This window comes from Streptomyces canus, from assembly GCF_041435015.1.
Lineage (GTDB): Bacteria > Actinomycetota > Actinomycetes > Streptomycetales > Streptomycetaceae > Streptomyces > Streptomyces canus_G.
In genome coordinates, this window is record NZ_CP107989.1 from 4776735 (window position 1) to 4800098 (window position 23364).

Below are 23364 nucleotides of genomic sequence, written 5' to 3' on the forward strand. Positions count from 1 at the left end.
CCCGACCCGAGAGGAAGAACCTTGCAGTACGTGCGGCTGGGCTCGTCCGGCCTGAAGGTGTCCCGGCTGGCGCTGGGCTGCATGAGCTACGGCGAGCCCGGGCTCGGCACCCACCCCTGGTCGCTGCCGGAGGAGGAGAGCCTCCCGTTCCTCGCCCAGGCTCTCGACCTCGGCGTGACCTTCTTCGACACCGCGAACATCTATTCCCTCGGCACCAGCGAGGAGTTCCTGGGCCGCGCGGTGCGCAAGCTGACCCGGCGCGAGAACGTCGTCATCGCCACCAAGGTGTACGAGAAGCTCACCGACAACCCGCTGTCCGGGGGCCTGTCCAGGGCGGCGATCCTGCGCGAGGTCGACGCAAGCCTGCGTCGGCTGGACACCGACTACATCGACCTCTACATCGTCCACCGCTGGGACTACGAGACACCTGTCGAGGAGACGATGGAGGCACTGCATGACGTGGTGCGCGCGGGCAAGATCCGCTATATCGGTGCCTCGTCCATGCACACGTGGCAGTTCGTGAAGGCGCAGTACGTCGCCGACCTGCACGGGTGGACACGGTTCGTCAGCATGCAGAACCACTACAACCTGATCAACCGCGAGGAAGAGCGGGAGATGTTGCCGTACTGCCTCGCGGAGGGCATCGGCGTCACCCCGTGGAGCCCGCTGGCCCGCGGCAGGCTCGCCCGCGACTGGGACACGGAGTCGACGCGCACCGCGGGCGACCCGATCCAGGAGCGCTTCTACGGCCCGACCGAGCGGGCCGACCGAGCGGTCGCCCGGGTGGTCGCCGAGATCGCCGCAGCCCGGGGCATCCCCATGGCCCAGGTGGCCCTCGCCTGGCTGCTGCGGCAGCCGGCCGTCACCGCGCCCGTCGTCGGCGCGACCAGGAACCACCACCTCGAGGACGCGGTGGCGGCCCTGGACGTGGTGCTCGACGACGACGAAATGGCCCGGCTTGAGGCGCCCTATGTGCCGCACGCCGTCGTGGAATACGTCTGACCGACAGGCAGGTGGAGGAACAGTGGGAATAGCCGACTTCGCTCTGGCGATGCCGAGCGGGAAGAAGAGCGTCACCGAGGTCAGCCAGGAGTCCGGGTACAGCGCCGAGAAGCTCGGACAGATCCTGCCGTCGGGGAAGTTCTCGGTGCTCGCGGAGGGAGAGACCTCCTGGGGCCTGGGCCGCGACGCCGCGGCCCGGCTCCTGCTCAGGAACCCGGTACCGCTCGACGACATCGGACTCGTTCTCTACGCGGGCTCCAGCGAGTGGGGTACGCCCTTCTGGTCGCCCGCCGCCAAGATCGCGCTGGAGCTGGGGATCGGGCAGGCACACTGCTACGAGGTCTCCAACTTCTGCAACGCGGGCATGGTGGCCGTGAAGCTCGCGGACGACCAGGTGCGCGCGGGCACGCACAAGTACGCCCTGGTGATCATCGCGGACCGGCTGAGCGAGCTGGTCGAGTACGGCACCGGGTACATCGAGCTGTTCAACTTCGCCGACGGCGCGGCCGCGGTGCTGGTCTCGGCCGACGCCAAGTACGAGGTGCTCGGCTCGGCCCACCACACCGACCCGCAGTGGGTGGACTCGTACTACGGCGAGATCAAGGACGGCGAGATCAAGGTCGAGCGGGGCGAGAAGCTCGACGGGCTCGGCACCGCCTTCATCGACAACTTCACCACGCTGACCCACCGGGTTCTGGCCCAGGCCGGCCGGGAGGTGGCCGACGTGGCGTACTTCCTGGTCACTCACGGCAACCAGGACACCCACCGCACGTACCTGACGGAACTGGGCGTGGATCCCTCCCGCAGCGTCTTCCAGTACGAACTCGACGGACACCTGGGCGGCGCTGACCCGTTCCTCGCCCTGGAGGAGCTGGAGCGGGACGGCCGGATCTCCTCCGGCGACCTCGTGGTCGTGGCGACGGCCGGGTCGGGCTTCACGTGGGGAGTGACGGCGATCCGGCGGACGTAGCTCGCGTGCGGCCACGAGAACGCCCCCGGTCTTCGAGGACCGGGGGCGTTCATCGTGTCCGTGCCGCTCAGCGATGGTGCACGGAGTCCAGATCCACCGTGAGGAGCTGCAGTGCGGCCTCGTGCGGGGAGTCGGGTTCCGCGTGGTAGAACTTCAGGATGTTGCCGTCCTGAAGATCAGCGGACTGGTACATCAACTCCAGCTCACCGACGACCGGATGGTCGAAGAGCTTCGTCCCCTCGATGCAGTTGGACACCCGCTGACGGCACCAGAGTGCCGCGAACTCCTCGCTCTGGATGGTCAGTTCACCGATCAGTTCGGCCAGCCGAGGATCGTGACGGTGGTTCCCGGAGATGAACCGCAGATACGTCACGTTCGACTCGGACTCCGCCGCCCAGTCCGCGTACAGCGACTGGACGTTGTCGTCGAGGAAGTTCATCTTGATGATGTTGGGCCGCCGTTCGGCGTCGTCGGGGACGTCGACATCGAGGTGCGGGGCGAACAGCCGGTGGTACAGCGAGTTCCAGGCCAGGATGTCGCAGCGGTAGTTCAACACGGCCGCCGCCACGTTGCCGAGCGAGGCCATCAGCATCTTCGTGCTGGCGCTGAGCTGGTCGTCCTGGGGCGCCGACTGGTGCGGATCCTGCACCGGTGTACCGATCTTGAGCAGGTAGTCCCGCTCGTCGGCGCCCAGATCCAGGGCGCGGGCGATGGAGAGCAGAACCTGCGGGGATGCGTGCGCGGTCTGGGACTGCTCGAGACGCGTGTAGTACGTCTGACTCACCCCGGCGAGCGCGGCCACCTCCTCGCGGCGCAGCCCCGGGACCCGGCGTGAGCCGCTGGTCCGCAGGCCCATCTGCTCGGGCCGGACGCGCTCGCGCATCTGTCGCAGGTAGCTGCCCAGGTCCGTGTTCACTATCTGGTCCACCCTTCTCATTATGAAGTCCCGTACGGCAGGGGCAATGGCGCCTCGGCCCGCGGTGACCGGTGCCACAACGGCCGGGAGGGCGACGTCGCGCCGCCCTCCCGGCCGTACCGGCCCTTGGTGCTGGTGCTGCGTGCCGTCGGGGCCTACTTCTGTGCCACCTTGCGGCGCAGCACCAGCCACAGCAGGAGACCGACCGCGACCTGGGAGAAGCCGGCCACACCGATCGCCGTGTGGATGCCGGTGAGTTCCTCGGCCGCGGTCACGGTGCCCTGGCCGATGACGGCGGCGAAGACCGCGCTGATCAACGGAATGCCGATGGCGATACCGACCTGCTGGCTCTGGGTGGCCATACCGGTCGCCATGCCCTGGGCATCGGCGTCGACGGACGAGGTGGCGATGACCATGAAGCACAGGGCTGCCAGCATGGAGAAGAAGGCGTTCACGAACTGGGTGACGATCAGCGGGACCAGCCAGTACGAGTCCGAGGTCGCCCACAGCGCCGGCAGCATGAACGCGCCCTGGAGGAAGAGGGAGACCCCGAGCATCGTGCGCGGCGAGACCCGCTGGAGGATGCGCGGACCGACGGTGCCGGCGATGATCTGGCCCACACCGATGCCGAGCAGCACCAGACCGGCGACCAGGGACGACAGGCCGAGCACGTTCTGGACGTACAGGCCGGTGAAGAAGATCAGCGCGGTCTCGCCGCCGAAGATGAACAGGGCGGCGACGTTGCCGAAGGCGATGTCGGGCTTCTTCAGGATCTTCACCGGGACCAGGGCGTCGGCGGTACGGCTCTCCACCGCCCAGAAGGCGGCGAGCAGGGCGGCGGAGGCGACGAGGGTGACGCCCGCCACCAGGTCGAGACCGTCCTCGCCGACGCGGGTGACGCCGTAGATCCCGGCGAACAGGCCCAGGGTGATCAGCACCGCGCCGGGCAGATCGATCCGGCTGCGCTGTTCGGCGCGGCTCTCGTCGACGACGATCGGCACGACGACGATGGCCGCGATGGCCACGGGGATGTTGATGAAGAAGGCCCAGCGCCAGGAGAACACGTCCGTGAGGACACCGCCGAGGATCGCACCGACGCTGAAGCCGGAGCTCATCATCACGCTGTTGAGGCCGAGCGCGCGGGTGCGCAGGCCGGGCTCGGTGAAGGTGGTGGTGAGCAGGGCGAGCGCGGCGGGCGTGACGGCGGCGGTGGCCAGGCCCTGGAGGGTACGGGCGATCAGCAGCATCGCGGCCGAGTCCGCGACGCCGCCGATCAGCGAAGAGACTGCCAGGACGACCATCCCGGCGGTGAAGATGCGCCGCCGTCCCACGTAGTCACCGACACGTCCGAACACCAGCGTGCATCCGGCGGCGCACAGTGCGAACGTCGTGGTGATCCACTGCAGGCTCCCCGTGGAGAACCCGAGGGACGTGCCGACCTCCGGCAGCGCCACGTTCAACACGGAGAAGTCGGCGGCCATCATGAACTGCGACGCCAGCAGCACGACCAGAGCGGCGACCTGGCGTCCGTTCATGTGTACGGCGGTTGGCTGCGCGGCGGTAGCCGTCGCGGTGGTATCAGCGGTAGTCATGCTCCCAGACTCCGGTGCACGGCCCACACCAGCCAGATCCCCCTTGACAGCACTCCTGGGGAGACTGTCACTGGCAGTGTCACCCTCACCCGCGGCGCCGGAAGCCTGGCCAGGGGGCGTCCACGCCGGTGGGAGGTGCCGAGTTGGGTGCCGCGGCCTTCCGGTTAGACCCTGACCGAACGCCTCCGTCCCAGTCAGCTGCCACCCGGCCAAGCCACCGACGCCTCGGTGACGTCGGATCGCTACGCTCGGTTTCGTGAGTGAAGAGGCCCGCGTCATGGCGAATGCGTGAGTGGGGTGTCGCGCTCAACGCCGCTGGAGCCGAGGCGCCTGGCGGTACCGACGCGGAGTATTCACAGGCACTCTCCTGGCAGGACGTGGTCGCCGTCGCAGGGCGCCTCGCCCAGGTCATGATCGCGAACGATCTGAAAGAACTCTCCGCTCTGAACGCCCCCCCCATGAGGGAGACCATGGGCCGGAGCCGAGACCAAAGACAGCCCCACGGGCCCTCATTCCTGGGGCTCGTGGCGTTCCTCGCCCGTCCGAGGGGCCTTCGCGGGAATCGGGTGTGTCTGATGGGTGCCGGTGTCGATGAGGATCTGCGCGGCAGGGGAGACGTTGTCGGCTCGCACGGCTCTGGCCATGGCTGCATGGGCGGCATCGGGTGTCGTGTGCGGTGGGACCAGGAGGAGGGAGAAGTGGTCCTGGTCTCCCCGAGTGATCAGGACGGTGTTGTCACCGACCGGGAAGGAGTCGATATGGACCACCCGGTCGTCGATGACCAGGCGCGTGGGAAGACCGTCCCATGCCGTGGCGTCCAGGCCGACGCGCGTGATGGGGCCGAGGTGTCCGGTCAGCACGTGGATGAGGTCCGGCAGCTCCGCGCCGATGTCGCGGGAACGCGGCCACCACGCGCCGTCGAGATTGCCTTCCCGGGATGGCGTCGTCTCCAGCCGCAGAAGAACCGTCCCGGGTTTCGCGGCCCGGTGGATCGCGTCCGGCAGGTGCCCGGGCGCGCGCGAGTGGTCGGATTCGGTCATGGTGTGTCCGCCTGTCTGCGGGATTCGGTGTCGCCACCGAACGCGGGACCTCGTCCTCTCGGTCGTCCTCTCACGGTAAGTCGTGCGGCACGCACCGGCCAGGCTGCCGACGGCGCCGGGCTCCCGGTCGCTCGGTAAAAGGCCTGCTCACGAGCACGGCCCGGCTCCCGGGGCCGCCGAGCGGCTAGAGTGAAACGAACCGGGAGCACTCCGCATACCGGCCGACACGTCGGTGTCCTTCCCGGCGAGCGACAACACCGGTTCCAGGTCTCCTGGACGGATCATCCACGTCACCGCGAACCCGGCCCACAGCGCTGCAAGGGGTCCCCATGAAGTCACCGGAACTGCCGTCGGCCGGGCACGCAGACGTTCGTATCGTCGCCGCGGATCCTGAGGCGGCTCGTCAGGTCGCGGAGATTCTCCGCGGGTGTTTCGCCACCACCGAAGCGCGCAGCTACCCCGCGGGCGCTGACGGCGGAACACGTCTCCAGCTCACCGTGGACACCACGCGCATGGCGGAGCCGGTGCGCTCCTGGCTGCTGACGAGCCAGTCCTCCCGGGACGATCACCCACAGACGGACGACATGTGAGGAGATGCCCCTGACGCTGCACGAGCAGCGGCACTACCGTGAGGCGAACTCCGACAGTGAGGCCTGCCATGACCGTTTCACGGACCATCAGAGACCAGGCGCAGACGACGAGCGGGATCACGGAAGTCTCCGGAAGCCTGGAACAGGCTGTCCGGAGGACCAAGGACACCTTCAGGCGGAACGGAAGCGGCCCCCGATGATGTACGACCAGACACGCGCCCAGCAGCCCGCGGGCCAACCCCGGGGCCGCGCCGAAGGCCGCGCCGCGGGGCCGGAGCCACTGCTCCCGTCGGCCGAACGGGACACGATCGCCGTACGCCTCGGGCACGCCCTCAACACATTCGCCGACACCCCGCTCGAGGCGCTGGAAGAGGCCGAGAGTGCCTTCGACGAAGCCACCGCCCAGCTGGTGAACGCCCTCGCGGAACGGCGGCGCGTCCTGCGCGCCGGCTGGCACGAGCAGGACCCCGACACGCAGTCCGACGAACTCCGGCACGCGCTGAGGCAGTATCGGGAGATCACCCAGCGACTGCTCCACCTCTAGGCGGCCGCTGCTCCGCGTCGCGGCGGGGCGCGGAGTAGTGTGGAGGGTACCGAGGGCATGCCGCACACCGGCTTTCACGCCGGGTCGTTCTCGGCGAGAGATGAAACCCGGGCCGCCGCAGAGGCGGCCCGGAGACGGGTCCGCATCATGTCGGCGACCTTGCACTCCACCCTGCCGCACCCCGAGCCGGTCGCAGCCCCGGCCGCGCGTCTCGCCCTGAAGACCGACGGCGCATCGCGAGGGCTCCTGGACGGTGCCTGGTGGCCCCGCTCCCGGGATCTGCTGAGTGAACTACCCGCTCTGACCGACGCGTTGGATCCCTCTTGGGGGCGCATCACGCGTGTCGCCGTCAACCCGAAGTACTGGCCGGTCATCCCCCGCCGGGTTCCCGTGGACGGGCATGTCGTCCGGGTCGGCTGGTTCACCCCGGAAATCGACCCGCACAAGCTGCTGCTGCTCTCCTACGGCACCGGCCGCTGGGACCTGTTGATCATCCCGCCGGAGACCGGGGCGGAGTCGGCGGCCCGGCTGATGGCTGCCGCGTCGGACCACGACGGCCCGCCCCTGACGGCAAGCGCGCTCATCGCCGCGGACGAGGGCCGGCACGGCGTCGCCGCGACCGAGGAGCCACTGGCCCCGGACGAGGCATGGGAGTACGAAGGCGGCGCCCCCGCCGTGTTCCCGGCCGTCCCGCGACAGCCCGGTCGAAACGGTCAGGCCGGTCAGGCCGTTCAGCCCAGCCCCTTGATCGTCGGTCTGTGAGGCGGCCGCCATGAACGCCTTCCTGACGGTCACCGCCTTCATCGTCCTCATCGCGGCTGCGGCCTACGTGATCCACCGGCTCAACATCGAGCACGCGGACAGAATCGCCGTGCACCGGTACAGCAGCCCGCTGCCCCGCCGCAGCGGACGCGGCACGCCGCGGCCCCCGGTGGAACCTGGGTCCGGGTCGCCGAGCGCCGGCGAACGGCGGGACCACCGCGACGGGGGGCGTGGCCGCTTCCCGCCGCGTCGCCACCGCGGCCGTACTGCTCACGACAAGTGACCGGCTGCGCTAGCCGAACACCGACTTCGACGGAGACGTCCAGAACGTCACCGTCGGCCCGTAGGCGCCGTCCTCCTCGTCGCTCACCTCGACCGTGATCTCGCGGTCGGGATAGCGCGTGGAGAGGACACCCTGCCAGGACTCCCCCAGGGCCAGGGCGAGTTGCGGGAGTTCTTCGCCGAGGTGGTCGTCGTCCGTGAGGGGGGTGTTGCCGAACAGGGCCCAGAGTTCGATGTGGTTGGCCACCGCCTCGATGCGTTCCCGGTCGCCGTCCAGCGTCGTGAACCAGTTGTCGATGTTGTCCTGGCCGAAGCGGTCCTTGAGGAACACGCAGCCCCGGTACTCGACCGTCTCGGGGCAGAACAGCCAGGCCGCGGCCAGGACGAAGCGCAGGCCGCCCTCGAAGTCGAGGTAGTTGGCCGGGGTGAGTTCCTCGTCCTTCCAGTCCGCGCGCCACCGGGTGAAGAACACCGGCAGCTTCCGGTCGGACCACGACGGCCTGCTGCTGCTCACGGGATCTCCCAGGGGAACGCGGCGCGCACGTCGTTCGATGGGCGCACGAAGACCTCGCCGGTCTTCGGGTTGGTGTTACGCACGTACTCTACGACGTGCGGTGTGTCCACCCCGCCGTGCGGACGGCCCTCCAGGTCCACGCGCTTGACCGCGCGGCCCTCGGAGTCGTACGTCGTGTAGTTGGTGACTTTTCCGGTCTGCGGGTCGGTCTTGTAGAGGGTTCCGTCCTTGGGACCGTTCTCCACCGGCAGGTTGTTCCCGGCGCGACCGCCGGTGCCCTTGTACTGCTGGCCGTTCTTGATCAGGTCGGAGGCCGGCTGCTGGGTGGAACCACCGGTTCCCGATCCCTCGCTGTTCATCCGGAGGGGTTCGACCTTGGAGTCGTTCGTGGCGTGCTGCGCCAGGTCCACCGCGCCGGCGCCCGCCAGGCCGACGCCCGTGGCGATCCCGGCGGCGGAGACGACGTTGAGCGGTACGCCGGCGACCGCCCCGACGCCCGTGGCGTCCAGGGCCACGCCGAGCCCTTCACCGCCGGCGCTGACCCCGGCCAGGAGCATGCCGCCGAGCATCGCCGCGCTGTCGCCCGGATGCTGGACCATGGCGTTTCCGAAGGAGGCGAGGTCGTTGACGACGGTCTTGCCGCCGTCCAGCAGGTCCTCCCCCACATCGCCGAAGAAGTCGCCGACCTTGGACCAGAATCCCGGGCGCTCGGGGGCGGCCTCCGTGGCCTTCTTCACCAGCGCGGCCGCGGTGTGCCCGGCGCTGTCCACATTTCCGCGAGCTGTGTCGAGAGTCCCGCGGGCGGCGGCACGGTCGGCCTCGCCGGGATCGTCGAAGGGGATCTCGGTGGTGTCCCCCTTGCCGCGCGCCTCGTTGACCTGTTGGTCGTGGGCGTTCTTGGCGGTCGCGGTGGCCGACTGCCCGCGCGCGTACTGCGTGATGGCCTCGCCCGCACGCTGCTGGCCCGCGCGCAGGGCGGCGATGTAGTCGTAGAGGGCGTTCGCGGCGGCGTGGAAGTTGTTGCCGGCCTCGACCCATCGGGTCGGCTGACCGTGGAAACGGTCACGGAAGGCGTCGCCGGCGTCGCCGCTCCAGCCGTTCTCGGTGTCGATCTTCGCGAGTCCTTCGCCGGCCTCGATGAGGACGTCACCGTAGGCGAGCAGGGACTGTGCGGTCGGGGTCAGGGCGTCCGGTGCGCCGGGGACGAGCGCGCGGGGGTCCGAGGTCTCTCCGAGCCCGGCCGCCATCAGGACGCCCCCGGGTCGGTTCCGGAGGAGGATTTCAGAATGCCCTCGGCCGAGAGCTGGATGTGCTTCTCGGCCGCCTCGTAGCTCTGGACGCAGTGGTTCAGCCGGTCGGAGACCTCTGCGCCGTCGGTGGCCAGGTGGGAGACGCCGATGTTCCACCGGTCGCAGAAGTCGACGACCGCCGAGGCCAGCGCGTCGTGTCCGAAGGCCTCCCTGGGAGCGTCGATGTCGCTCACCTTCTTGGTGGCCATGGCGTCCAGGGTGGTGCTGATCCCGGATGCGGCCTTGCGGAGCGCGTCGAGGTCCACGGAGAACCCGTCCGTCATGCTCAACACCCTCTCCCTGCTCAGTGCTTGGAGGGTAGCAACGGGCACCGTGGCGCAAAGAGGGCACGGATCGGATGATTGCGCAAGCTTTAAACTGTCGGCGTGGACGCAACGGAGACAGTGGAGACGGCCGACGTGACCGGGTGGGAAGTCGCCGTTCTCGATGGCGGTCCGGCGGACGGCATGCGGGTCAAGGTTGCCGATCGGCCGCGGGTGGTGCAGGTGACGTATCCCTGCCGGGCCGACGGCGCGCCGCCCGGAGTGCGGGTGGAGGGGGTCTACGTCTACCGGCTCGACCACGGGGTGACGGACGAACCTCTGCGGTACGGGTTCGACATCGCCTGCCCCTGACCCGGTCAGTTCTCGGGTCGCGCAACTGCGGAGCGGCGCTCGTGGCGTGTCCGCGCCGCCAGAAGGCCTGCCCCGTACAGGGCGAGGACGGCGGCGAGGAGGCCGTAGTACACGCCGGGCAGTGCGCTCAGCCCCAGGGCCGCGCCCAGGGGGGACGCGGGCAGGATCAGGCCGATTCCGGCCAGTCCGGCGGCGGACCAGGTCACCGGGCCGGGCCGCCGACGGCGCCTGCCGAGTGCACCGATCGAACCGAGTGACAGCAGGACCATCACCACGGCCTGCGTCAGCAGGTTCTCCGTGAACCAGCCCGAGTGGAACAGCGCCTCGTCGTCGCCCGGGCCCCGCAGCGCGAACGCCAGGACACCGAAGGTCGCCAGGTCCGCCACCGCGTTCAGCGCGCCGAATCCGACGATGAACCGGAGCAGCGCCCGGGGGTCCAGGACGCTCGGCCGGAGCAGGGCGGACGGGGCGGGACGGTCGTGGGCGAAGGCCAGTTGGGCCGCGTCGAAGCAGAGGTTCTGGACGAGGACCTGGGCCGGGAGCATCGGCAGGAAGGGCAGGAGGAGGCCCGCGGAGAGCATCGCGATCACGTTGCCGAGGTTGGAGGAGAGCGTGATGCGCAGATACGTGGCGATGTTGCCGCCCGCGTGACGGCCGGCGGCGACCGCGTGGCCGATCGCGGTGAGGTCCTTCTCGGCGAGGACCAGGTCCGCGTCTTCCCTGCTCACCCCGGCCGCGTCGCGTGGGGCGATGCCGACGTCGGCAGTGCGCAGGGCGGGCAGGTCGTTGACGCCGTCGCCGAGGAAGCCGACCGTGTGGCCGCCGGCCTGGAGGGCTCGGGTGATCCGGGTCTTGTGCTCGGGGGTGCAGCGGGCGAAGACGGTCGTACGGCGGGCCAGTTCGGTCAGTTCGGGGTCGGTGAGGGTGTCGAGGCGGTCGGCGGTGAGGACACCGGCCACCGGGACCCCCAGATCACGGCAGGCCCGGACCGCGGTGCCCGGGTGGTCCCCGGTGAGGACCTTGACGGTGACGCCCCGTGCGGCGAGCCCGGCGAGGGCCTCGGCGGCGGTGGGGGCGAGGTCGTCCCGGAGGGTGACCAGGCCGCGGAAGGTGAGGCCGCGTTCATGGGGGCGGGCTCCGGCGGGGAGTGCGGTGGTGGCGACCGCGAGGACGCGCAGCCCGTCCGCGGCGTGCGTGTCGGCGAGGTCGCGCAGGCGGGAGCGCTCGTCGTCGGACAGGGCACAGCGTTGCAGTACGGCTTCCACGGCGCCCTTGGTGATCTGGGTGTGCGTGCCGAGCCGGCCGGGGGTGCGGACGATCACGGTGGCCACGCGGCGGGCCGGGTCGAAGGGGAGGGCCATGACGCCGTCGTACGACATGAGGGCGTCCTCGTCGGCGGCCGCGAGCAGGGCCTCGTCCAGGCCGTCGGGGGCCGGGAGGTCGGCGAGCTGGAGCGACCACCAGGCGGCGGCCACCGCCCGGCGCAGCACCTCGGGGTCGTCGTGGCCCTCGGCGTCCAGCGCGCGGTGGACGACCGGGTGGTCCTGGGTGAGGGTGCCGGTCTTGTCCACGCACAGGACGTCCATGGCGCCGATGTCGTGCAGGGCGGGGAGCCGTCGCACGATGACGCCGTGGGTACGGGCGAGGAGCGCGGCGCCACGGGCCAGGCAGGCGGTGACCAGGACCGGCAGCATCTCCGGGGTCAGACCGACCGCCACGGCGACGGCGAAGGGGAGCGTCTCCAGGCCGCGGCCGCGGAGGGCGGCGTTGGCCATGAGCACCAGGGGCGGGGTCAGCAGGGCGAAGCGGATCAGGATCCAGGAGACGCCCTGGACGGAGCGCTCGAAGGCGGTCGCCGGGGGTTTTCCGGTACGGCGGTGAGCGGCGGCGAAACGGGTGTCGCCGCCGGTCGCGGTGACCACGGCGGTGGCGCTGCCGGACGCGACGCTGCCGCCTTGGAAGCAGAGCCGGGGGTCCTGGAAGACGCCGTCGTCCTCCGGGTCCTCGATCGCGGACTTCTCCACCGGCGCGGACTCTCCGGTGAGGGCGGCCTGGTGGACCGTGAGCCCGGTCGACCGCAGCAGTCGTACGTCCGCGGGGATCAGGTCGCCGGGGCCGAGCCGCACGACGTCGCCGGGGACGAGTTCCTCGACCGGGATCTCGCGGGTGACCGGGATCTCGCGGGTGACCGGGATCTCGCGGGTGACCGGGGCCGTGCCGTCGTGCACCCGACGCTGGACCGTGACGGTGGTCGCCACCAGGCGGCGGAGTCCTGCCGTGGAGCGGGCGGCCCGGTGTTCGCCCGAGGCGCGCAGGACGCAGCTCACGCCGACCAGCAAGAGGATCACCGCGGCTGTGCCCCAGGCGAAGACGGCGGCCGACACCAGTCCCAGACAGAGCAGCACCGCGGTGAACGGGTCACGCACACTGCGGGCGAACAGGCGGGGCCAGGAGGGGTCCCGGGCGTCCGGAATCGTGTTCTCCCCGAACCGCGTCAACCGCTCCTCCGCCTGCGCCTCGGTCAGCCCTCGCGGGCCGGTGTCGAGCCGCCGGAAGACTTCGAGCAGGCCGGCTGCGGGAGCGGCGGGGCCGGAACGGGGGTTGGCCGGGCCGCCGCCGTCCCCGTCCGCGCCGACCAGGGAAGGGAGAGCGCGCAGGAGAACACCCGCCCGCCCAGTAGAACCAGCAGTCCCAGGCGACGACCGGCCACCGCCAGCAGGCGCCGGCCCAGCGTGACCAACAGAGCCGGACGGCGGCCCAGAGGCCGCCCCAGCACGCTCGGACAGCGCAGCGGAATCAACAGACCCAGACCTCGAGCTCCCCGGAACAACAGACGCGGACGCAGAAGAACCGTCGGCCTCGGATATCGGCCCATCCGGAGCGGCACCCCCGGCCACCGTCCCGTCCGACGCAGCAGGCGCGGCAGACGGTGCTCCGTCCCCTCCTCGCGCCTCCGGCTCCTCAGACACCGGCCTCGCGCAGTCGGTCCGAGGTTGCGGAGGAGGTTTCCCGGGCCGTGAGCTGGCCGACCATGACGCGGACCACGGTCACGATGTCGGGGTCGTCGACGTAGTAGACCTGCCGGCGGCCCTCACGGCGGGAGCGGACGAGCCCGGCGAGTTTCAGCTTGGCCAGGTGCTGGCTGACCGCGGGCAGCGCGCCGCCGACCCGGTCGGCGAGGTGGGTGACGTCGCTCTCGCCCTGGGACAGCGCCCACATGATGTGCAGCCGGGCGGCGGAGGCGAGGAGTCCGAAGGCGGCGGCCGCCTCGGCGAGCACCTCCGACGACGGGTCCTGGAAACCGCCGACGATCTTCGCCACAGCCCTCTCGTCCTCCCGGGTCGAACCGCATCGATCACACCGAACCGCCCGACCAAGTGTAGGGGCGGCGCAGTGATCGTCCCGCTTCGTCCGGTACCGGTCCCTCCCCTCGTGGGGACCGGTACCGGAGGAAGCGGGTGACCGTGGACGGAAATTGACCGAGAACGTGCGGCGCGCTGGGTGGAAAGCGGGGCGCCGGGCTGGTGGCCTGTCCTGGCGTCGCCCGCCGGCTGAGCCGCAGGTCATGATCCTGCCAGCCAAGGGGCCCGCGGAGGAGGTTCCGGTGCCAGGAGCGCTGCGTTACCGCAGGTCAGCCGTATAAAGTGACTTTTCCGGTCCGGATTCAACCGCGAGGGAAGTAAGGGGTGGAACCTTGAGTTCCGACTCAGGGGCACGCACGGCCTTCGCGGAACGTCTCGCCCTGTTGTACAGAGAGGCTGGAAATCCGCCCCTCAAGCGGGTGTCCGAAGGCGTCGGCCGACTCCAGCGTGTCGACGAGCGGGGCCGCCCCGTCCGGGTGTCCGCGCAGCGGATCAGCGACTGGCGGCGGGCCCGGAACGTGCCCGCTCAGTTCACCGCCCTCGCGGCCGTGCTGCACATCCTCATTCCCGAAGCACGGCGCATCAGTCCCACCCCCGTCTCGGCCGGACTGTACGACCTCGGCCAGTGGCAGCGGCTGTGGGAGCGCGCGCTGGCTCCGGACGAGGACGAGGGACCCCAGCCGGAGACCCCCGCCGGGGTCTGCCCGTACCGGGGCCTGGCCTCCTACCGGCAGGAGGACGCCCGCTGGTTCTTCGGCCGGGAGCGGAGCACGGAGGCACTCGTCAAGCTGCTGCGCTCGGCGGCCGAGACCGGCACGGGCGGTCTGGTGATGCTCGTGGGTGCCTCGGGTGCGGGCAAGTCCTCGCTGCTCAACGCCGGTCTGGTGACGGCCCTGGAGGAGGGCGCGCTCGACGGTGACGGCGAGGCCCGCGGCCGCCCGATCCTTCAGCTCGTGCCGGGTGCCGATCCGCTCGCGGAACTGACCCGTCGTATACCCGGGCTGGAAGCCGTCGCGGCCGGCACGGAAGCGCATGAACCGGACCATCCTCCTGAATTCGCGCCTGCCGTCCGGGAAGCGGTCGCCTCGTGGGCTCAGCACGAGGCCGCCCATGCCCGGCCGGTGGTGATCGTGGATCAGTTCGAGGAGGCGTTCACGCTCTGCTCGGACGAGACGGCCAGGCGTACGTTCGTCCAGGTGCTGCACGCCGCCTGCACGCCCGCCGGCCCGGACACGGCCGCGCCCGCCCTCGTTCTCCTCGGCATCCGCGCCGACTTCTACGAGCGCTGCCTCGACCACCCCGAGCTGGCCGACGCGCTCCAGCACCGGCACATGGTGCTCGGGCCGCTGACCAGCGGGGAGCTGCGCGAGGCCGTGACCGGTCCGGCCCGGGCCGTGGGCCTGGAGCTGGAACCGGGGCTCGCGGAGCTGATCATCCGCGAGGTGAGCGCCGACGGCCCGCGCGGTGGGGGCACCTCCCACGCGTTTCGGGCCGTGGGGGAGCACGGCGCGGGCGTGCTGCCGCTGCTGTCGCACGCCCTGCTCGCGACCTGGCAGCGCCGCAAGGCGGGCCGGCTGACGCTGGCCGGCTATCGCGCGGCCGGTGGTATCCAGGGCGCGGTCGCGGCGACCGCCGAGCGGGCCTGGTCGGCTCTGGACCCGGCGGCGCGTACGGCCGCCCGGCTGCTGCTGCTGCGCCTGGTACGTCTGGGCGAGGACACCCAGGCCACCCGCAGGCGCGGCACCCGGCGCCAGCTGACCGCGGAGTCGACGGACCCCGGCAAGACGGAGGAGTCCCTCGAAGCGCTGGTACGCGCCCGGCTGGTGACGCTGGACGCGGACACCGTGGAGATCACCCACGAAGCCCTGCTGACGGCCTGGCCGCGGCTGCGCGAGTGGATCGACGAGGACCGCAGCGACCATCTGCTGCGCCAGCGCATCGAGGAGGACGGCCGCTCCTGGGAGGGCTCGAACCGCGATGCGTCGCTGCTGTACCGGGGGTCGCGGCTCGAACAGGCGCGCACGTGGGCGAAGTCCGCCGGGGACACCTACCTGACCCGCAGTGCGGTGGCGTTCCTGGCCGCCTCGGTCCGGCTGCGCCGGCGGACGGTCCTGATCGCCCGGGGCGCGGTGTCGGCCCTGGTGGTCCTCGCGATGGTGGCCGTCGGTTCGGCGGTGGTCGCCTGGCAGCAGCGCAACGACGCCCTGTTCGAGCAGGTCGTCGCGGAGGCGGACCGCGTCCAGTCCACGGATCCGTCGCTGTCCGCCCGGATCGACCTGGTCGCCCACGGCCTCAGGCCCGACGACGAGGGCACCAACACCCGGCTGATCTCCATCGTCAACGCGCCGCTGGCCACCCCGCTCACCGGCCACACCGGCGCGGTCTACCTCACCTCGTTCAGCCCGGACGGAAAGCTCCTGGCCACCGCCGGCTACGACCGGACCGTATGCCTGTGGGACGTCGGCGACCGCACCCACCCCAAGGCGCTGGGCAAGCCCCTCGCCGGTGGCACGAGCTGGGTCAGCAGCGCGGTGTTCAGCCCCGACGGCAGAACGCTCGCCAGTGCCGGGGACGACGGGAAGATCCGTCTGTGGGACGTCAGCGACCCGCGCTCGCCGACATCGCTCGGCGCTCCCCTGACCGGGCACCGCGGCACGATCTACCTGATCGCCTTCAGCCCGGACGGGCGCACCCTGGCCTCCGCCAGTGAGGACAGGACCGTACGGCTGTGGAACACGCGTGACAGGAAGCAGCCTCCCGCCGAGCTCACCGGGGCCGGGGCCGCCGTACGGTCCGTGGCGTGGAGCCCCGACGGGCACATGCTGGCGGCCGGGGGCGACGACCAGACGATCCGGCTGTGGAACACCACCGATCCGCGCAGGTCACGGCCGTACGACCGAGCCCTGGCCGGGCACACGGGCCTGGTGCACTCGGTCGCCTTCAGCCCGGACGGGACCGTGCTCGCGAGTGGCAGCGCGGACGACAGCGTCCGGCTGTGGGACGTGCGCGACCCGCTCGATCCACAGCCCGTGGGCTCGCCGCTGACCGGCCACACCGGTCCCATCTGGTCCGTGGCCTTCAGCCCGGACGGGAGCAAGCTCGCCGCCGCCAGCGCGGACAGCACGGCGAGCCTGTGGAACGTCACCGATCCGGCGTACCCCTCGCAGATCGGCGAGCCCCTCGCCGGCAGCAGCGGTGAGATGTACGCGCTGGGCTTCAGCCCCGACGGCCGGACCCTCGCCACCGGCAGCGGCGACAGCAAGGTGCGCCTGTGGTCGATCCCGGCGGGAGACCTGGTGGGCAGCAGCGGGGCGTTCCGGCGGGACGGCGAGGTGCTCGCCACGGCCGGGCGGGACGGGCGGATCCGGCTGTGGAACGTGACGGACCCGGCCCGGCCGGTGGCCCTGGGCAAGCCGTTCACACCCGTGGCGCGCGACCCGGATTCCCAGGTGCTCTTCTCCCCCGACGGCCGCACCCTCGCGGTGCTCACCACCGGCCGGGTCCACCTGTGGAACGTCACCGACCCGGCGCACCCCGTCCCCTACGGTCCGGCGCTCGTCCTGCGCTCCCGGTTCATGGGTCCGGACGCACTGGCGTTCAGCCCGGACGGACGCACCCTGGCCACCGCTTACGACAGCCGCAGATTCCAGCTGTGGGACGTCACCGACCCGGCCCACCCGGTCTCCCACGGGCCGATCGCCGGCCACAAGGGGTACATCGACGGCCTTGCCTTCAGCCCGGACGGCCGGACCCTGGCCAGTGGCAGCGCGGACGGCACGATCCGGCTGTGGAAGGTGACGGACCCGGCCCGTCCGACCCTGCTCCGCAAGCCGCTCACCGGGCACACCGGGCCCGTCAACGTGCTCGCCTTCAGCCCGGACGGGCACACGCTGGCCAGCGGCGGCAACGACGACACGGTCCGGCTGTGGGACGTGACCGACCCCACGCACGCCGAGCAGACGGGCGAGGCGCTCACCGGGCACACCGAGGCGGTCGTGTCGCTGACGTACAGCCGTGACGGCTCGACGCTGGCCAGCGGCGGCAACGACAACACGGTCCGGCTCTGGGACGTGACCGACCCGTCCGCGGCCGGACCCATCGGGCAGTCGATGAGCCCCAGCGCCAAGACCGGCAGCTTCCTGTCCTTCAGCCCCGACAGCCGCATGCTCGGGGTCTCCAGCGGCGCGGACACCATCCGGCTGTGGGACCTGGACGTCGACGACGCGATCAGCCGCATCTGCGCCACGACCCGGAACGTCCTGACCCGCCAGGAGTGGGAGGAATACCTGCCGCGGCTCTCGTTCGATCCTCCCTGCGACTGAAGCGCATTACGTGATCCCGATCACAACTTCTCCCCCCGGCTGAGCAGTCCGCTCCCGCTGTTCCATTTGCCTTGTTAGTCTTGGCCACAGCCCGACCGCTGGTGCATCCCCCGTCGCCAGCGGTCGGGTCTTTTCCTGTCTGATCACGCTTTGGTCTGCCAGGGCCGTACGTGAAGGTCCCGGACGCCGTGAGCCGCGGCTGGTTCTCCGCCGAGCCCGACCCCCTCCACCGCACGTGAGGGGCCGGGTGACCGGGCCGTCGGGCTACCGGTCGAAGCCGAGCTCCAGCATCCGGATGGCGTTGCCCCGCAGCAGCTTGTAGGTCACCTCCTCGGACAGCCCGGCCACGTGCTCCCACGCGACCTTCTTGGTGTGCGGCCAGGTCGAGTCGACGTGCGGGTAGTCGGTCTCGAAGGTCGCGTTGTCCACGCCGACGGTCTCGATGGCCTCGATGCCGTGCTTGTCGCGGAAGAAGCAGCAGAAGATCTGCCGGTAGTAGTACGTCGACGGCGGCTCCGGGATCAGGTCCTTGACGCCGCCCCAGGCCCGGTGCTCCTCCCAGACGTCGTCGGCGCGTTCCAGGGCGTACGGGATCCAGCCCATCTGGCCCTCGCTGTACGCCAGTTTGAGCCGCGGGAACTTCACCAGGACTCCCGAGAAGAGGAAGTCCATCATCGAGGCCATGGCGTTGTTGAAGGAGAGGGAGGCCTGCACGGCCGGCGGGGCGTCGGGGGACGCGGCCGGCATCTGGGAACTGCTGCCGATGTGCATGTTGACGACCGTCCCGGTCTCCTCGCAGGCCGCGAAGAACGGGTCCCAGTAGCCGGAGTGGATCGACGGCAGCCCCAGGTGGGTCGGGATCTCGCTGAAGGTGACGGCCCGTACGCCCCGTGCGGCGTTGCGGCGGATCTCCGCGACCGCGAGTTGGATGTCCCACAGCGGGATGAGGCACAGCGGGATCAGCCGGCCCCCGCTGTCCCCGCACCACTCCTCGACCATCCAGTCGTTGTAGGCGCGCACACAGGCGAGCCCGACCTCCTTGTCCTTGGCCTCGGCGAAGGTCTGCCCGCAGAACCGCGGGAAGGTCGGGAAGCACAGGGACGCCTCGACATGGTTGATGTCCATGTCCTCCAGGCGGGCCTTGGGATCCCAGCAGCCCCGCCGCATCTGCTCGCGGGTGATCCCGTCGAGGGTCATCTCGTCCCGCGAGAAGCCGACGGCGGCGATGATCCGCTTGTACGGGAAGAGGTCGCCCTCGTACTCCCACCAGTCCGTGAGCTGGCCTTCCGGATCGGTGGAGAACCGGTACTTCCCGCCGACGTACGCGAGGTCCCCGATGCCGGCGGTGAGCGGCTTCGGCCCCCTGTCCCGGTACTTCGCCGGAAGCCACGTCTCGAAGAGGTGCGCGGGCTCGATCACGTGATCGTCCACGCTGATGACTTTGGGGATGTCCCGGGTTCCGCTCTCGGTGGTGACGGCCATTGCCTGCCCCCTAGCCGGTATCTGATGGGTCGTCAGATTGCAGGCTAGGGGGAGGTTCCCGCCGGGGCAAGGGCACGTGCGGGCGCCGCGCTGAACTGCCTGAACAGCGCCCTGGAGTACTGGACGGCTCCCGACGGGCGCCTCGACCTCGTCGCCCTGCTGGACGAGGCGTTCGCCTCGCTGGAGGGCTGAGCGTCAGTTGTTCCAGGTCTCGTCGTACGGGTCGTGCGGCGTCGGCACCGGCCTGGCCTGCGTGATCTCCAGGTAGGGGATCGGGCCGCCGTTCACCGTGTCCTTGGTGCGCTTGGCCGTGTAGGTGCCGGTGACCTGGAGCCAGCCGTCCGGCTTGAGGACCGGCGGGATCTGTCCGGTGAGGCCGATCTTGACCGGCTGGGCGTCCGCCGCACAGCAGTTGAGGGCCATGCGGACCAGATAGGGCGAGCCGGCGTGGTCCAGGGCGACGAACCCGGTGATGACGATCTGGCGTCCGTCGAGGCCCCGGCCGTGCTCGTAGACGGCGCGGCCCGCGTAGTCGGCGAGGTTGAGCCGCACAGGTCCGCTCTTCGGGAGCTTCGTGTAGCCGTACGACTGCTGCAGGGCCGTGCCCGTGCGCATCGCGCTGTAGGAGCCGAGGGCGGGCGGGGCGACGAGGATCAGGGCGAAGAGGGGGAGGACCAGCAGCCAGGAGACCCGGGGTTCCCGGTGGGCGTGTTCCTGCTCCTTGGCTTTGGCCCGCCACTCGTACCAGGCCGTCGTCAGCGCCGTAGCGATGAGGACGACACCGGCCGCGAGGACCAGCGGGCGCAGGCCCGCCTTGACGTAGCGGAGGTAGAGGTCGGTGAGGCCCGCGTGCAGGAGGGCCGCGCCGAGGACGAACAGGACCGCCGACTGTGCCTGCCGGTTCACAGCATCACCAGCCCGGTCAGGACGGAGACCACGATCGCCAGCGCGAGGGTGGCGGGGGCGAAGCGCAGGGCGAAGGCGCGGCCGAAGGTGCCCGTCTGCATGGCGAACAGCTTGAGGTCGATCATCGGGCCGACGACCAGGAAGGTCAGTCGCGCGGTGAGCGAGAACTGGGTGAGTGAGGCCGCCACGAACGCGTCCGCCTCCGAGCAGATCGACAGCACCACGGCGAGGGCCGCGAGGGCCAGCACGGCGATCACCGGGTTCTCCGCCGCCGTACGCAGCCACGTCTGCGGGACCACGGCCTTCAGCGTCGCCGCCGCCATCGCGCCGACGACCAGGAAGCCGCCCGCGTGCATCACGTCGTGCCGCACCGAGCCCCAGAAGGCGGCGCCCTTGCCCTGACCCTCGTATGCGTGACGGGCCGGCGTCTTCAGCAGGTCGGTGCGGCCGAGGCGCAGCCAGAGCCAGCCCATCACGCATGCCACCAGCAGGCTCGCGACGAGGCGGCCCACGACCATCTCCGGGTTGCGCGGGAAGGCGACGGCGGTGGCCGTCAGCACGATCGGGTTGATCGCCGGGGCGGAGAGCAGGAAGGCGAGCGCCGCGGCCGGGGTGACGCCCCTGCGCACCAGCGCTCCGGCCACCGGCACGGACGCGCACTCGCAGCCCGGCAGCACCACGCCCGCCACCCCGGCCACCGGCACCGCGAGGGTGGGGTTCTTCGGCAGGGCGCGGGCGAAGAAGGACGGCGGCACGAACACCGCGATCGCCGCCGACAGCAGCACCCCGAGCACCAGGAAGGGCAGCGCCTGGACGAGCACGGCGACGAACACCGTCATCCAGCTCTGCATGACCGGCGCGCCCAGCGCCTCCCGGATCGGGCCCTGGCACAGCACCACCAGGAGCATCAGCAGGGTCAGCGTGAGAGGGGAGTTGAGGCGCCGCGCTTGCGGGTCCGGTGCCGGGTGCCGGTCCTCGCCTGTGTCCCGCGTGCGCGGAGGTGCTTTGGTGACGGCCACGGCCGGGATCCCTCCGGTGGTGAGGTGCTGGTTTCCCCGCTGGTGCGTACGGCGGTGCAGGTCCGTTTGTTCAGTGTGCGCGGGGGTTTGGGGAACTCTTGGGGAAGGTCGACCACCGCAGGGAAGGTTGGCCACCACTCCACATGACATCACCCGGGACCCCGGCCGTGGCACCACCCGTCACGGTGAGGCACTCTTCTCCCTTGTGGGGAGCGTTCCGAACCAGAGTCCAGGGCTGCCGGGTGACGCGGCCGCGCACATGGTGGTGTGCGGGGACGACGGGCTCGCGCACCGGCTGGCGGCCGAGCTCAGAGGGGTCTACGGCGAGCAGGTCACGCTCGTCGTGCCGGCCTCCGAACGGTCCGTGCGGCCACCGGTGGTCGTACGGGCCCGAGCCGCGTCCGCGCTGCTCGACCGGGTGGTGACGGCGGCAGCCGGCCTGACCGGCAACGGGGGCGGCGGCAACAGCGGTACCGCCCCCGCCACCGAACCCCCGGGCGGCATACGGCTGATGGAGGCCGCCGAACCGAACGAGGCCGCGCTCGCCGAGGCGGGCGTGGAGCGGGCGCACGCGCTCGCGCTCGTGTACGACGACGACGAGACCAACATCCGTGCCGCCCTCACCGCCCGCCGCCTCAACCCCCGGCTGCGGCTGGTGCTGCGGCTCTACAACCGGCGCCTCGGCCAGCACATCGAGGAACTCCTCGACCAGGCCGCCGCGTTGGCCTCCGGCGAGGGGGCGGGCGACCTGGCCGACGGTTCCGGGTTCGACGCCTCCACGACCGTGCTCTCCGACGCCGACACGGCCGCGCCCGCGCTGGCCGCCACCGCCCTGACCGGCACCAGCAAGGTGCTCCAGACCGGCGGCCTGCTGCTGCGGGCGGTCGAACGGCCGCCGTCCGGGGCCGGGGCGAGCGCCGACCCGGGTCTTGCCACGCTCGCCCTGCTGTCACCGACCGACAGTGCCGGGCCCGGCGGTGACCAGGGGCCGACGCTGCTGCCGGACGCGGCGGCGGTACGGGACGGCGGCGGGCGTGCGACTGTCGTACTGGAACAGGTGTCGTACGCCGGGCCCTCCTTGCCCGACGGGCGGGGTGTGATGCCGTGGTTCGCCTCGCTGTTCTCGCGGCGGCTGCGGTGGTCGCTGGCGGGGATGGTGGGATGCGTGGTCGCGCTCGCCGTCGCGCTCTGGCTGGTGACCGGTATCCATCCCCTGCGCGCCTTCTATCTGACGCTGCTCGATCTGTTCGCGATCGACGACCCCGCGATCGGGGAGTCCGTCGGGCGGCAGATCCTCCAACTGCTGTCCGGGCTTGCCGGGTTGCTGCTCCTTCCGGTGCTCCTCGCGGCGGTCCTGGAAGCGCTCGGCACCTTCCGCACCGCGTCCTCCCTGCGCAAACCGCCCCGTGGTCTCGGCGGACATGTCGTGCTGCTCGGGCTCGGCAAGATCGGCACCCGGGTGCTGACGCGGCTGCGGGAGCTGAACATCCCCGTGGTCTGCGTCGAGTCCGACCCCGAGGCCCGCGGACTCGCCACCGCCCGACGGCTGCGGGTGCCGGTGGTGCTCGGTGACGTCACCCAGGAAGGGGTCCTGGAGGCCGCCAAGATCCACCGTGCCCATGCGCTGCTCGCGGTGACCAGCGCGGACACGACGAATCTCGAGGCGGTGCTGTACGCGCGGGCCGTGCGGCCCGATCTGCGGGTGGTGCTGCGGCTGTACGACGACGACTTCGCGACGGCGGTGTACCGGACCCTGCGGGCCGCCCACCCCCGGGCTTCCACCCGGAGCCGGAGTGTCTCCCATCTGGCGGCTCCCGCCTTCGCCGGGGCGATGATGGGGAGGCAGATCCTGGGGGCGTTCCCGGTCGAGCGGCGGGTGCTGCTGTTCGCGGCGGTGGATGTGGGCGGGCATCCCCAACTGGAGGGGCGGACGGTCGGCGAGGCGTTCCGGGCGGGGTCCTGGCGGGTGCTGGCGCGGGAGGAGTCCGGGGACTCTCCGGGACTGGCGTGGGACCTGCCGGACACGTATGTGCTGCAGGCGGCGGATCGGGTGGTGCTGGCGGCGACTCGGCGGGGGCTCGCGGAGTTGCTGGGGCGCAGGGGACGGGAGCGGGCGGGGGCATAGCCGTTCGTTGCG

20 protein-coding genes are annotated in these 23364 nt (G+C 71.2%); 9 read left to right on the forward strand and 11 right to left on the reverse strand.

All coding sequences use genetic code 11. The features are described 5' to 3' along the window. Nucleotides 1–21: 21 nt before the first annotated feature. Complete coding sequence (locus OG841_RS21590) at nucleotides 22–1002, forward strand: aldo/keto reductase (protein ID WP_328640004.1); 981 nt, start codon at nucleotides 22–24, stop codon at nucleotides 1000–1002. A 22-nt stretch (nucleotides 1003–1024) separates the two neighbouring features. After that, entirely contained in the window at nucleotides 1025–1972 is a 948-nt protein-coding gene (locus OG841_RS21595) for a 3-oxoacyl-ACP synthase III family protein (RefSeq protein ID WP_328640003.1), read from the forward strand. Nucleotides 1973–2039: 67 nt separating this feature from the next. Here OG841_RS21595 and OG841_RS21600 read toward each other — a convergent pair whose 3' ends face one another. The 3 genes from OG841_RS21600 to OG841_RS21610 form a co-directional block, all read right to left on the reverse strand. Beyond that, nucleotides 2040–2900 carry a helix-turn-helix transcriptional regulator gene (locus OG841_RS21600; protein WP_442759700.1) on the reverse strand — a complete coding sequence of 287 codons (861 nt, stop codon included), beginning with the start codon at nucleotides 2898–2900 and terminating at the stop codon, nucleotides 2040–2042. Between the two features lie 143 nt (nucleotides 2901–3043). Further along, entirely contained in the window at nucleotides 3044–4480 is a 1437-nt protein-coding gene (locus OG841_RS21605; RefSeq protein WP_328640001.1) for an MFS transporter, read from the reverse strand. Between the two features lie 509 nt (nucleotides 4481–4989). Further along, nucleotides 4990–5520, reverse strand: coding sequence for a DUF5994 family protein (locus OG841_RS21610; RefSeq protein ID WP_328640000.1), 531 nt, complete (start codon nucleotides 5518–5520; stop codon nucleotides 4990–4992). 329 nt (nucleotides 5521–5849) lie between these two features. Between OG841_RS21610 and OG841_RS21615 the strand changes: the two genes are divergently transcribed. From OG841_RS21615 to OG841_RS21630, 4 genes are all read left to right on the forward strand, one after another. Further along, nucleotides 5850–6110, forward strand: a complete 261-nt coding sequence (locus OG841_RS21615; RefSeq protein ID WP_328639999.1) for a hypothetical protein — start codon at nucleotides 5850–5852, stop codon at nucleotides 6108–6110. Between the two features lie 196 nt (nucleotides 6111–6306). Continuing rightward, complete coding sequence (locus tag OG841_RS21620) at nucleotides 6307–6654, forward strand: hypothetical protein (RefSeq protein ID WP_371566573.1); 348 nt, start codon at nucleotides 6307–6309, stop codon at nucleotides 6652–6654. A 39-nt stretch (nucleotides 6655–6693) separates the two neighbouring features. Continuing rightward, nucleotides 6694–7416, forward strand: coding sequence for a DUF5994 family protein (locus OG841_RS21625; RefSeq protein ID WP_328639997.1), 723 nt, complete (start codon nucleotides 6694–6696; stop codon nucleotides 7414–7416). A gap of 10 nt (nucleotides 7417–7426) precedes the next feature. Beyond that, nucleotides 7427–7699 (forward strand): hypothetical protein, encoded by a 273-nt coding sequence (locus tag OG841_RS21630; protein ID WP_328639996.1) that lies wholly within the window; start codon nucleotides 7427–7429, stop codon nucleotides 7697–7699. A gap of 9 nt (nucleotides 7700–7708) precedes the next feature. Here OG841_RS21630 and OG841_RS21635 read toward each other — a convergent pair whose 3' ends face one another. Genes OG841_RS21635 through OG841_RS21645 form a run of 3 tightly spaced genes read right to left on the reverse strand, consistent with a single transcriptional unit; the run spans nucleotide 7709 to nucleotide 9785 of the window. After that, entirely contained in the window at nucleotides 7709–8212 is a 504-nt protein-coding gene (locus OG841_RS21635) for a hypothetical protein (protein WP_328639995.1), read from the reverse strand. After that, a complete protein-coding gene (locus tag OG841_RS21640) occupies nucleotides 8209–9459 on the reverse strand; it encodes a putative T7SS-secreted protein (RefSeq protein ID WP_328639994.1) in 1251 nt (416 codons plus the stop codon). The genes OG841_RS21635 and OG841_RS21640 overlap by 4 nt, the downstream gene beginning before the upstream one ends. Beyond that, a complete protein-coding gene (locus OG841_RS21645; RefSeq protein ID WP_371566574.1) occupies nucleotides 9459–9785 on the reverse strand; it encodes a hypothetical protein in 327 nt (108 codons plus the stop codon). Before OG841_RS21645 ends, OG841_RS21640 begins: the two co-directional genes overlap by 1 nt. A gap of 120 nt (nucleotides 9786–9905) precedes the next feature. Here OG841_RS21645 and OG841_RS21650 point away from each other — a divergent pair, with 120 nt between their 5' ends. Beyond that, nucleotides 9906–10136, forward strand: a complete 231-nt coding sequence (locus OG841_RS21650; RefSeq protein ID WP_266568723.1) for a hypothetical protein — start codon at nucleotides 9906–9908, stop codon at nucleotides 10134–10136. Between the two features lie 5 nt (nucleotides 10137–10141). On the opposite strand, the gene mgtA is transcribed toward OG841_RS21650, so the two are convergent. Together mgtA and OG841_RS21660 are read right to left on the reverse strand one after the other, a co-directional pair. Continuing rightward, nucleotides 10142–12793, reverse strand: a complete 2652-nt coding sequence (mgtA, locus tag OG841_RS21655) for a magnesium-translocating P-type ATPase (RefSeq protein ID WP_371570778.1) — start codon at nucleotides 12791–12793, stop codon at nucleotides 10142–10144. Nucleotides 12794–13097: 304 nt separating this feature from the next. Continuing rightward, the gene (locus OG841_RS21660) at nucleotides 13098–13457 is read right to left on the reverse strand and encodes an ArsR/SmtB family transcription factor (protein WP_328639992.1); all 360 of its coding nucleotides are present in this window, start codon (nucleotides 13455–13457) and stop codon (nucleotides 13098–13100) included. A 373-nt stretch (nucleotides 13458–13830) separates the two neighbouring features. On the opposite strand from OG841_RS21660, the gene OG841_RS21665 reads away from it, so the two are divergent. Next, a complete protein-coding gene (locus tag OG841_RS21665) occupies nucleotides 13831–17820 on the forward strand; it encodes an nSTAND1 domain-containing NTPase (protein WP_371566576.1) in 3990 nt (1329 codons plus the stop codon). 264 nt (nucleotides 17821–18084) lie between these two features. Here the strand turns inward: OG841_RS21665 and OG841_RS21670 are convergent, their stop codons facing one another. The 3 genes from OG841_RS21670 to OG841_RS21680 all read right to left on the reverse strand — a co-directional run bounded on the left by OG841_RS21670 (nucleotide 18085) and on the right by OG841_RS21680 (nucleotide 21227). Next, a complete protein-coding gene (locus OG841_RS21670) occupies nucleotides 18085–19302 on the reverse strand; it encodes an amidohydrolase family protein (protein ID WP_328639990.1) in 1218 nt (405 codons plus the stop codon). 195 nt (nucleotides 19303–19497) lie between these two features. After that, nucleotides 19498–20208, reverse strand: a complete 711-nt coding sequence (locus OG841_RS21675; protein WP_328639989.1) for a TIGR03943 family putative permease subunit — start codon at nucleotides 20206–20208, stop codon at nucleotides 19498–19500. Beyond that, on the reverse strand, nucleotides 20205–21227 hold the full coding sequence (locus OG841_RS21680) for a permease (RefSeq protein ID WP_328639988.1): 1023 nt from the start codon (nucleotides 21225–21227) through the stop codon (nucleotides 20205–20207). The genes OG841_RS21675 and OG841_RS21680 overlap by 4 nt, the downstream gene beginning before the upstream one ends. 259 nt (nucleotides 21228–21486) lie before the next feature. On the opposite strand from OG841_RS21680, the gene OG841_RS21685 reads away from it, so the two are divergent. Further along, complete coding sequence (locus OG841_RS21685; protein WP_328643603.1) at nucleotides 21487–23352, forward strand: NAD-binding protein; 1866 nt, start codon at nucleotides 21487–21489, stop codon at nucleotides 23350–23352. Nucleotides 23353–23364 lie beyond the last annotated feature (12 nt).

Bases quoted from the DNA above. Each gene is read 5' to 3' on its own strand.
- OG841_RS21615 (WP_328639999.1), top strand. From the start codon at position 5,850: ATGAAGTCACCGGAACTGCCGTCGGCCGGGCACGCAGACGTTCGTATC.
- OG841_RS21605 (WP_328640001.1), bottom strand. From the start codon at position 4,480: ATGACTACCGCTGATACCACCGCGACGGCTACCGCCGCGCAGCCAACC.
- OG841_RS21645 (WP_371566574.1), bottom strand. From the start codon at position 9,785: ATGACGGACGGGTTCTCCGTGGACCTCGACGCGCTCCGCAAGGCCGCA.
- OG841_RS21685 (WP_328643603.1), top strand. From the start codon at position 21,487: ATGGTGGTGTGCGGGGACGACGGGCTCGCGCACCGGCTGGCGGCCGAG.
- OG841_RS21670 (WP_328639990.1), bottom strand. From the start codon at position 19,302: ATGGCCGTCACCACCGAGAGCGGAACCCGGGACATCCCCAAAGTCATC.
- OG841_RS21640 (WP_328639994.1), bottom strand. From the start codon at position 9,459: ATGGCGGCCGGGCTCGGAGAGACCTCGGACCCCCGCGCGCTCGTCCCC.
- OG841_RS21610 (WP_328640000.1), bottom strand. From the start codon at position 5,520: ATGACCGAATCCGACCACTCGCGCGCGCCCGGGCACCTGCCGGACGCG.
- OG841_RS21620 (WP_371566573.1), top strand. From the start codon at position 6,307: ATGATGTACGACCAGACACGCGCCCAGCAGCCCGCGGGCCAACCCCGG.
- OG841_RS21630 (WP_328639996.1), top strand. From the start codon at position 7,427: ATGAACGCCTTCCTGACGGTCACCGCCTTCATCGTCCTCATCGCGGCT.